At 62.2% G+C, this 10,224-nt stretch carries 7 protein-coding genes; all 7 read left to right on the top strand.

What is annotated here, in order from left to right:
* Positions 1 to 574, top strand: a 574-nt coding sequence (locus tag AC58EF_RS27430) for a fibronectin type III-like domain-contianing protein (protein ID WP_497279552.1), incomplete at its 5' end; no start/stop codon positions are given.
* Between the two features lie 29 nt (positions 575 to 603).
* Positions 604 to 3,072, top strand: a complete 2,469-nt coding sequence (locus AC58EF_RS27435) for a glycoside hydrolase family 3 protein (protein ID WP_497279553.1) — start codon at positions 604 to 606, stop codon at positions 3,070 to 3,072.
* A 360-nt stretch (positions 3,073 to 3,432) separates the two neighbouring features.
* Positions 3,433 to 5,871 (top strand): TonB-dependent receptor, encoded by a 2,439-nt coding sequence (locus AC58EF_RS27440; protein ID WP_497279554.1) that lies wholly within the window; start codon positions 3,433 to 3,435, stop codon positions 5,869 to 5,871.
* A 64-nt stretch (positions 5,872 to 5,935) separates the two neighbouring features.
* A complete protein-coding gene (locus AC58EF_RS27445; RefSeq protein ID WP_497279555.1) occupies positions 5,936 to 7,414 on the top strand; it encodes an aldehyde dehydrogenase family protein in 1,479 nt (492 codons plus the stop codon).
* Between the two features lie 16 nt (positions 7,415 to 7,430).
* Positions 7,431 to 8,228: a coniferyl-alcohol dehydrogenase gene (locus AC58EF_RS27450; RefSeq protein WP_497279556.1), complete on the top strand. Its 798-nt coding sequence runs from the start codon at positions 7,431 to 7,433 to the stop codon at positions 8,226 to 8,228.
* A 102-nt stretch (positions 8,229 to 8,330) separates the two neighbouring features.
* Positions 8,331 to 9,695 carry an MFS transporter gene (locus AC58EF_RS27455; RefSeq protein WP_497279557.1) on the top strand — a complete coding sequence of 455 codons (1,365 nt, stop codon included), beginning with the start codon at positions 8,331 to 8,333 and terminating at the stop codon, positions 9,693 to 9,695.
* 175 nt (positions 9,696 to 9,870) lie between these two features.
* On the top strand, positions 9,871 to 10,224 hold a 354-nt coding region (locus AC58EF_RS27460), incomplete at its 3' end, for a hypothetical protein (protein ID WP_497279558.1).

Here is a 10,224-nt window from a genome sequence, read left to right on the forward strand (position 1 = left end):
GCGCGCGGACCAGGCCGCGCGCGCCGAGCCGGCGGGTCTCGCCGAACTGCAAGCGGCCGAAGCCCGCCGGACTGCGGGCGACACGACCAATTACGGCATGACCGGCGGCGTTGCGCCCTTCGCCGTCGATTATGCGGAAGGCGCGGAGGTCGGCTATCGCTGGTATGCGATGAAGGGCAGGAAGCCGCTGTTCCCGTTCGGCTATGGTCTCACTTACACCAGCTTTTCCTATGCCAATCTCACGGTGCAGGACGGCGCTTCGCTGACTGTCAGCTTCGACGTCGCCAATGAAGGCAATCGAGCCGGGGCCGACGTTCCGCAGCTTTATGTGCAGGCGAAAGGAAGCGCGGGCGTGTCCAACTGGCGGCTGGCCGGCTTCGACAAGTTCCACTTGTCCCCCGGTGAAACCCGGCGCATCAGCATGACCGTCGATCCCCGCCTGATCGCCCGTTTCGAAGAGGGCAGGGGATGGCGGCTCGATGGCGGCAGCTATGCGCTGGCGATCGGCCACCATGCGGGCGACGCAACGCTCAAGGGCGTGGCGAAACTCGATCCGCTCAGCCTCAAGCCCTGACCAGAACCGCGCGACTTTCAGGAGACCGCATGACCTTCCGCCTCTCGCTCGTGTCCATGCCCGCTCTCACGGCGGTCCTGCTCGCCGCCTCGGCAGCGGCGCAGCAACCCGCCGCTTCGATCGCGCGCCCCGAACTCTGGCCGCGTGTCGACGCCCGGCCGAAGCGCGACCCTGCCGTCGAACGACGGGTCGACGCTTTGATGAAAGCCATGTCGATCGAGGACAAGGTCGGTCAGATCATCCAGGTCGACATCGGCTCCATCACCCCGGCCGACGTGCGGACCTACAAGATCGGATCGGTCCTGAACGGAGGCAACAGCGGCCCTTATGGCGACGAATATGCCTCGCCAGCCAAATGGCTCCAGCTGGCTGACGAATTTTACGACGCCTCCTTGGCGCGGAACGACAAGGGGCCGAAGATCCCGATCATCTGGGGCACCGACTCCGTCCACGGCAACAATAATATCGTCGGCGCGACGCTCTTTCCGCACAATATCGGCCTCGGTGCCGCGCGTGATCGCGACCTGATCCGGGAAATCGGGCGGGTGACGGCGCTGGAAACGGCGGCGGCGGGCCTCGACTGGACCTTCGCCCCGACGCTGGCCGTGGTCCAGGACGACCGTTGGGGCCGCACCTATGAAAGCTATTCGGAAGAGCCACAGATCGCCGCGGACTATGCCGGCGCGATGATCGAAGGCGTGCAGGGCAGGGTGGGCACGAAGGATTTTCTCGCGCCCGATCATCTGGTCGCCACGACCAAGCATTTCCTGGGCGATGGTGGCACCGGCGGTCGCGACCAGGGGGATACGCGCGTTTCGGAAGAAGTGCTGCGCGATGTGCATCTGGGCGGCTACCCCGCCGCGATCGAGGCGGGCACGCAATCGGTCATGGCCAGCTTCTCCAGCTGGAATGGAGAGAAGATGAGCGGCAACCGTTCGCTGCTGACCGGCGTGCTGAAGGATCGCATGGGCTTCGACGGCTTCGTCGTCGGGGACTGGAACAGCCATGGCCAGGTGCCGGGCTGCTCCAACGAGGACTGCCCGCAGGCGATCAATGCGGGGCTGGATATGTTCATGTATTCCGGGCCGGGCTGGAAGCAGCTCTACGACAACACGCTGCGGGAGGCGAAGGACGGAACAATCCCGATGGCGCGGCTGGACGATGCGGTGCGGCGTATTTTGCGCGTCAAGATCCGAGCCGGCACGTTTGACCGGGGCCGCCCCTCCGCCCGCGCCTATGCGGGCAAGTTCGACGTCATCGGCTCCGCCGATCACCGCGCCATCGCCCGCCGCGCGGTGCGGGAGTCGCTGGTGTTGTTGAAGAATGAAGGCATCCTGCCGTTGAAGCCCAACACCGACATTCTCGTCGCGGGCGAGGCGGCCGACAGCATCAGCCAGCAGGCGGGCGGCTGGTCGATCACCTGGCAGGGGATCGACCTTCCCAATTCCGCCTTTCCCAACGCCCAGTCGATCTGGAAGGGGATAGAGGAGACGGTGAAGGCGGGCGGTGGCGTAGCGCGCTATGCCCCGGACGGCCATTTCACGCGGAAGCCGGATGTGGCGATCGTCGTCTTCGGGGAAAAGCCCTATGCCGAGTTCAAGGGCGATGTGCCCAATCTGGAATATAGCCCCGACGACAAGCGGGACCTGGAGATGCTGCGGCGCTTCAAGGCGGCGGGCGTGCCGGTGGTGGCGGTTTTCCTGTCGGGTCGTCCGCTGTGGGTGAATGCGGAACTCAATGCGTCAGATGCCTTCGTCGCAGCTTTCCTGCCCGGCAGCGAGGGCGGCGGTGTGGCCGATCTGCTCTTCGCCGGGGCGGACGGGAAGCCGCGGAATGATTTTCGGGGGAAACTTGGTTTTTCCTGGCCCAAACGGCCGGATCAATATGTGCTGAATCGCCGGGACGCGAATTATGATCCGCTTTTCCCCTTCGGCTATGGCCTCAGCTATGCCCAGCCCGGCAAGATAGGACGGTTGGACGAAAACCGCCCCGCCGGCATGGCGGCGGCGACGCCCGGCACCTTCTACGGGCGGGGCCAGATGCCTCCCGGTTGGGTCATCGAGGCCGACGGCGTTACTCAGAGTAGCGTCGACCGCCGCGCGCAGGAGGACAGCCGCCGTTTCGTCTGGAAGCAAGCGGGGCAAGTGGCGCTGGTCGCACCGCGCCCGCTCGACCTTTCCCGCGAAAGTAATGGAGAGATCAGCCTGGTGGTGGAATATCGGCTGGATGCAAAGCCTGCGGGCCGGGCGACTATCGGCTTGCGAAGCGGCGGAAAGACCTTTGAACTACCCGTTAGCGGCGCCCTGTCGACCGCCGTGCCGGGGAAATGGGCCCAGTTCGTCCTTCCGCTCCAATGTTTCGCGGCGCGCGGCGCAGACATGCGCACGGTCACGGCTCCGTTCGTGCTGCGGTCCGGGGGAACGGCCGACATCACCATATCCGACGTCAGGCTCGACTATGTCAGCGTGCCGATGAATGCTTGTGGCGACGCACGGTAAACCGATCGGCTCCAGAGCCTCGCTCGTTCAAGGCATGTGTCGAAGCTGTCGCGACTGACAGCCTCGTCCGGCTGGCGAGGATGGTGAACCGGCTATGCGCAGCCGCGAACCTGCCCCGGAAGCCGGCGCCGCTTCATAGTCCAGCTACGCCGACACACAGGCCAATGACCCGGATCATTTGCGTAAGCCCCTGCAATAGCTGAAGCGATTTCTCACCGATCGGCGCGTTCGGGAGGTAGCTCGCTCAATGATAGAAAATGCGTCTTGGCGCCGGAAACCTAGAAGGTTTTCCCTGCTAATCAGGTGATGGGCAATTGGAACAATCCGAGCCGTCGCCTGATATGGGAGGGAGCCAGAAAGATGAATACATCGCAGTTTCGCGGCCTGTTGCCGCGCGATCACGGCTTGGCGTCACTTATCGCGATCGCCGCTTGCGCGGCAGCGAGCCCGGTGATCGCGCAGGAAGATACGAAGGCCAAACCGGCGGATCAGACCACTAATTATGGCGAGATCATAGTCACTGCCCAATTGCGCGAGCAGGCGCTGTCAGACGTCCCGATTTCGGTACAGGCCCTTAGCGAGGCCCGCATCAACACTGAAGTTATCCTCGACACGCCGCAGCTCGTTCGGGCGTCGCCTTCGGTCGGCTATACTGACGGATTTTCATCGAATTCAACCGGATTTACGGTGCGTGGCATCAGTTCGCAAGCCGCCGAGGGCGGGTTGCAGCAGAGCACGGCAATGGTCATCGACGGTGTGCCGGTCGCACGGGCCGGCGAGTTTCTGAACGACCTTGCCGACATCGAGCGTGTGGAAATCCTGCGAGGCCCGCAAGGTACGCTGTTCGGAAAGAATGCGACTGCCGGCATCGTCAGCATCGTTACGCGCCGCCCTACCGATGTCTTTGAAGGCCAGGGTCAGTTCGGCGTTACGACTGACGAGGAATATATGGTCCGGGGCATGTTGAATGTGCCCCTGTCGGATAACGCGCGTTTCCGCGTGAACGGCTTTTACAGGAACCTTTCGCCTCTCCTGAAAAATGACGGGCCGGGGAATGATCTGCTAGGTTATGAGAATTACGGCTTTGCGGCGAAGCTTGACCTCGATCTTGGCGAAACGGTGAATCTTCTCATCGGCGGAGACTATCGCCGCACGTCGGGCACGTTCGGCCAGGGGATCAACATCGTGCCGAGCACGGGCATCGGCGCCGCGCAGATCGCCATTCTCGGCTTCACACCGCGGCGGGGTGTCGCGCGGGTCAATACCAATGGCGATCAGTTCAACCATGCGGAGGGATATAGCGCCACCGCGGAACTTGGCTGGAGGGTCAACGACGATATCAAGATCACCTCGATCACCGGCTTCCGCAATTTCGAGAACGACAATGCCAATGACGTCGACGGGACAACCGCCGGCGCCCAGGAAGGACGCGGCTTCACGCCCAATCCGACCTTCTATCCCGTGCTTCACATGACGCAACGTGAACCGCGCCAGCCGCAGGCGGTGCGCTATCTTTCGCAGGAACTGCGGCTCAATTACGCCGGGGATCGCTTCGATATCGTCGGCGGCCTGTTTTACCAGACGCTGCGCGACAAGGGATCGGGCGAGGTTCCGTTCATGTTCAGCGGCGCCTATCTCGGCAGGGGGGCTGATCAGTTCAATACGCTTTATGCCAGCTTCGGTTCGGTTCAATATCGCATTCAGGATGACACCGCGGCGATATTCGGCGACGTGTCGTTCAAGGCGACCGACCAGATCACGCTTTTCGGCGGCGTGCGCTTCACGCACGAAACGATCAGTTCCACCTTCAGCAAGCAGAATTACTTCGCGCAGATCACCGACAATGCAGGCAATATCCTGACCAATCCGGCCAATGGGCGTCCGGTGCTCGATCCGATCGCGGGGCGCTTTAACCTGACGCCCACGTCGACCGACGGCTATGAGCTTTCGCGTGTGACCAACAATGTGTCGGGCCGTTTCGGCATTCAGTGGCAGCCGACCGACGATCTCAACTTCTATGCCTCCTATAATCGGGGCTATAAGGGGGCGGCGGTCGACGTGTCGCGCGGTGCGACCGCTCCCGATCCGGCGACCGGCTATTCCCCCATCCTCGCGCCTGAAATCGGCCAAAGCTATGAAGCGGGCGCGAAGCTTCAACTTTTCGACCGGCGGCTGTCGATAAACCTCAATGTCTACAGCGAGAAGATCAGCAACCTGCAGCAGTCCGTCGTCCTTCCCGATACCTCCACGCGTCTTTTCAACGCCGGTTCGGTGCGCACCGACGGTGTCGAGGCCGACTTCCAGGCGCGCCTGACCGATGGACTCAGCATCGATGGTGCCTTGGCTTATACAAATCCACGCTATGCCGGCGACGTGTTCGTTCGCTATTGCGCGGCGCCGGCCGCGGGCGCGAGCTGTCAAAACTACAATATAAATGGCGCCCAGGCGGTATTTTCCTACAAGTGGCGCTGGAATATCGGCGCGACCTATCGCAACGACCTGGGCTCCTCGCCGCTGAACATTACCGGACGTGTCGGTTTTGACTGGTATGATGATACGCCGATGCGCGTGGGTCGGGATCCACTGACACGCGAGCCGTCGCGCGGAATGCTCGATGCCTCGTTGACGCTCGCCTCCGACAATGAGCGCTGGGAGTTCCAGATCTATGGCAAGAATCTGACCAACGAATTTTACTACACGACATTGTTCGAAGTCGACAACGTCATCTCGCGGTTGGCCGGCGCATTGCCCCGGGACTATCGTCGATATGGCGGCGTACGACTGAAGGTCAAGTTCTGATGCGGATCGCTCCGCCGCTTCTGGCGGCGGCGGAGCGATCGTTCGATGAACAAAGGGATGCCTTATGTGGCGAGAACGGTTCGATTCAGTCTATGTCGCCGGCGAGTGGGTCAAACCCGCAAATGAGCGCGCGCCGGTCCTCAACCCCGCTACCGAGGAAGTGATCGGGCTCGCCCCCTGGGCTGGCATGGCCGAAATGGATGCCGCGATCGGCGCTGCGCGTGACGCCTTCGATCGCGGCCCGTGGCCGCGCATGTCACCGGGCGAGCGCGGCCAGATTTTGCGGGCGCTCCACAAGGCCCTCGAAACGCGAAAGGGCGAAATCATAGAGCTGCTGATCCGGGAGGCGGGCGCCATCCAGGCCCTGGCGACGGACATGCAGTGCGCGCAGCCGCTGCAAGCGATGTTGCACACCATCGATCTGGGCGAGCGATATCGGGACATGCCGCTTCCGATCGGCAATTCGCCTGACCAGAGCGGCGGACAGAGCTTCTCGGGCGGGGTGATCCGGCGCGAGCCCGCCGGTGTCGTGGGCGCGATCACGCCCTACAACTTCCCCTTCTTGCTCAATCTCCAGAAGCTGGTTCCGGCGCTCATCACGGGCAACACGGTGGTGTTGAAGCCTTCTCCCTTCACGCCGCTTTCAGCCCTGGTGATTGCGGAGGCAGTCGCCGAGGCCGGCCTGCCCAGGGGCGTCGTCAACATCCTTCCGGGGGGCACGGATATCGGCGAGTTGCTGACTACCGATCCGCGCGTCGATCTTGTGACCTTTACCGGATCGGACGCCACGGGGATACTGATCGCGCGGCAGAGCGCGGGAACGCTCAAGCGCGTGCATCTGGAACTTGGCGGCAAGTCCGCGCATGTCGTCAGGGGCGATGCGCATCTGGAGGATGCCGCCCGGCACGGGATGCGCTTCATCCTGCATTGCGGGCAGGGGTGCTCGCTGCCCACCCGCCACATCGTCCATAATTCGGTTCGGAAGCGCTATGTCGAGATCCTGGCGGATCATGTGGCAAAGGTGAAGGTTGGCGATCCGGCCGATCCGTCCAGCACCATGGGGCCACTGATCCGGGAGACCCAGCGGGCGAGAGCCGAGCGTTTCGTCCGGGAAGGGCTGGATTCAGGCGCCAGGCTGGTCACAGGCGGCAAGCGTCCGGCGGCATTCTCAAAGGGCTTCTTCTTCGAACCGACGATCTTTGACGATGTCGACAATGCGAGCAGCCTGGCCCAGGAAGAGGTCTTTGGTCCCGTGGTCGCCGTCATCGGCTTCGACACCGATGAAGAGGCGATCCGCCTGGCCAATGACTCGCGCTTCGGCCTCGCCGGCAATGTGTTCTCGGCGGACTTGACCGCAGCCTTCAATATCGCGGCCGCGATGCGGACGGGGACGGTGCGCATCAACGGTGGCGGGGGGCCGCCGGGGCTGTCCGCGCCGCCGTCCGGCGGATTCAAATATTCCGGCATCGGCCGCGAACATGGTGAGGAAGGGCTCAATGCCTTCACCGAACTGAAGGCATTGTCATTCCGGCAGTCACGCTGAAGGAGAGTCGACTGAAATGTCCGATAATATCTGGTCCTATGAGGGCAAACGCTGCGTCATCGCCGGATGCGCTTCGGGAATGGGCCTGGCCACGGCGCGCGAACTGCTCCGGCTTGGCGCCGAACTCCACGGCGCCGATATCCGTCCGCCGGAGCTTCCGCTCGCTTCGTTTCATACTGTCGACCTGCGTGACGCGCAGTCCATCGATGCTGTCGTCGACGCCATTGGGGGGGAAGTCGATGCGATGTTCGGTTGCGCCGGTATGCCCAATAATATCGATGCGCCGGTCGAGGTGATGAAGGTCAACTATGTCGGCACCCGGCATTGGACGGAGCGCTGGATCCCCCGCATGAAACGCGGCGGCGCCATTGCGCTCATCACTTCGGCGGGCGGGTTCCTGTATCGCGACAAGCTGGAGGTTCTGGGCGATCTGCTGGCGATCGGGGACTTCGCCGAAGCGGTGCGGTGGTGCGAAGACAATCGCGATCTGCTGGGCGACGGCTACCGTTTTTCGAAGGAGGCGACCACCCCCTATGTCGTGCGGCGGAGCACGAGCCTTGTCCGGGAGCGAGGCGTTCGCATCAATTGCACGATGCCCGGTCCGACCGCGACGCCGATGATGGAAAGCTTCGAAAAGCTGATGAAGGACCGGCTCGAAAAGGCGGCTCAGCCGATCGGCCGGTTTTCGACGCCGGAGGAGCAGGCCTATCCGCTCGTCTTCCTGAACTCTGAGGCGGCAAAGTTTGTAAACGGCGTCAATCTGGCCGTGGATGGAGGTTATACCGGCGGCTATCTGGCCGGAACGATTGAATAGGCGATGTTTCGATGAAGGTAGCCGGGCTTTCATTCATGAATAGCCGGCCCGATCGCTCTGAATGACCGTTTCGTCAGGCACATTCGAGCGCCATATTGGCCAATGCTCTGGGAGGTGCGTATTTCTGCACATCATGTAGCTGATGGAATCGGTCGAGGACTTTCTCCAAGGGGATGGCTGACACTATGCATCCTCACGACATTTGGCCTTCTTTCCTTTTTGGACAAGATCATTTTTGCGCTTCTGATCAATCCGATGGGAAGCGACCTCAATCTCTCGGACGTCCAGATCGGCATCATTCAGGGCCTTGCCTTCTCGGCCTTCTATTGCGGCGGCACATTGATCGTCGGAGCCGCACTCGACCGCTATTCGCCGCGGCTTTTCCTGTTTTTCCTTTCAATGCTATGGTCGTTTTGCGCCGCAGCTTCAGGCCTCGCCGCCGGTTTCATCTCCATGTTCGTCGCCCGGGCGGGGGTCGGACTCGGTGAATCGGTGGTCAGTCCGGTTGCCTATAGCGTCATTGCGCGCTCCATGCCGCGGGACCAGCTTGCTTTCGCCACGGGCGTCTTTTCCACGGGAAACAACATTGGCGGCGTGGTTGCGATGATTTTCGGCGGTGCGATCATCACCCGCATCACGGCGACGGACGGTTTGACCTTGCCCCTCCTTGGCCATCTGGCGCCCTGGCAGGCGGCCTTCATCGTGACCGGCTTACCCGGCGTCTTCATTGCGTTCCTCGCATTTCTCCTGCCCAGGCTTTCCCGAGCGCAAGCCGCGACGCCCGCCGAACAGGACAAGAGCCGTCCCGCTGGCTTCGGCCGGTTCGTGTTGTCGAATTTTCGGCTGGTGGCATGTTATCTCGGCGCAGCGTCGCTGTTCGCGCTGTGCGCCTATGCCATGATCTCGTGGAGCGCAGCCTATGCTGAGCGGGCATTCCAGTGGCCCGCGTCCAAGGTCGGCATCGTGCTCGGCGCCGGCCTCGCCGCGGGCGGGTTCGCCAATGTACTCTGGGGATCGGTCGCGGATCGTGTCCGCCGTGCGGGTGTTCCCGAGGGCCTCTACGTCGTTTACTTCTGCACCGCTGCGCTCGGCATCCCGTTCACGATCATTGCCTTCACGACCTCCTCGGAATGGGTTTTTATCATCTTCAATACCTTGGCATGGATTTTCCTGTGCGGCCTCGGGGCTTTCCCCGCTGCGCAGCAATTGTTCACGCCGCCAGAGTTCATTGGTCGGATGTCGGGCGTCCAAACCTTTACCTACGGCCTGCTCGCAATCGGCCTCGCCCCCGTGCTCGTTTCGCTGCTCACCCAATATGTCTATGGCGATCCAGCAAAGGTCGGTTATTCTATCGCCACGACGGTCGCGGGTTGCGGTGGTCTTGCCTGCATCCTGCTGATCGTCGGACGCAAGCCATTTCGGGAAGCTGTCGAGCGAGAAGATCGTCGGCGCGACCTGGCTCAATAGTTTAGGTGTTCAGTCTCTGTCTTTGACGGTTATTGCCCAGCGGCGATGGAGGGATGAGCTATGGCCTCCATCAGAGTCATCGCTATTTAGGCTCCGGACGAGCCAATCCGGCATAATTCTTCTCTCTCTCTATTTTTTGCATGCGTTGCATAACCACTGCCGGGCGGGCGTTGTCATGGCCGGAAAGCCGCCAAAGAAAGGTGGCTGCATGAAGGGGGATGGGATGAGGAAAAACTCTCCGGTTTTCATGCGCGGATGCGCCACCCATGCGGCCGGCGACATCGCCGGCAAGCGCCTGCTCCGCAGCAACACATCTTGTGGATCCCGAACATCCTATCGATCGGACGTTCCCGTCAGCCATGGAGTGAAACGAATGCCCGTTCCGCACTTTACACGCTTGCGAAGCCCCTTCACCCGGGCGATCACGCTCGTCGCGGCGATGTTTGCCTCGGTTGCGCCCGCCCAGCAGACACAGCAGGCGAGCACCACGGTCGACCCCGATGGCACGCTGAACATCCCGGCCCACAAG

This window comes from Sphingobium sp. WR1 (assembly GCF_059693745.1).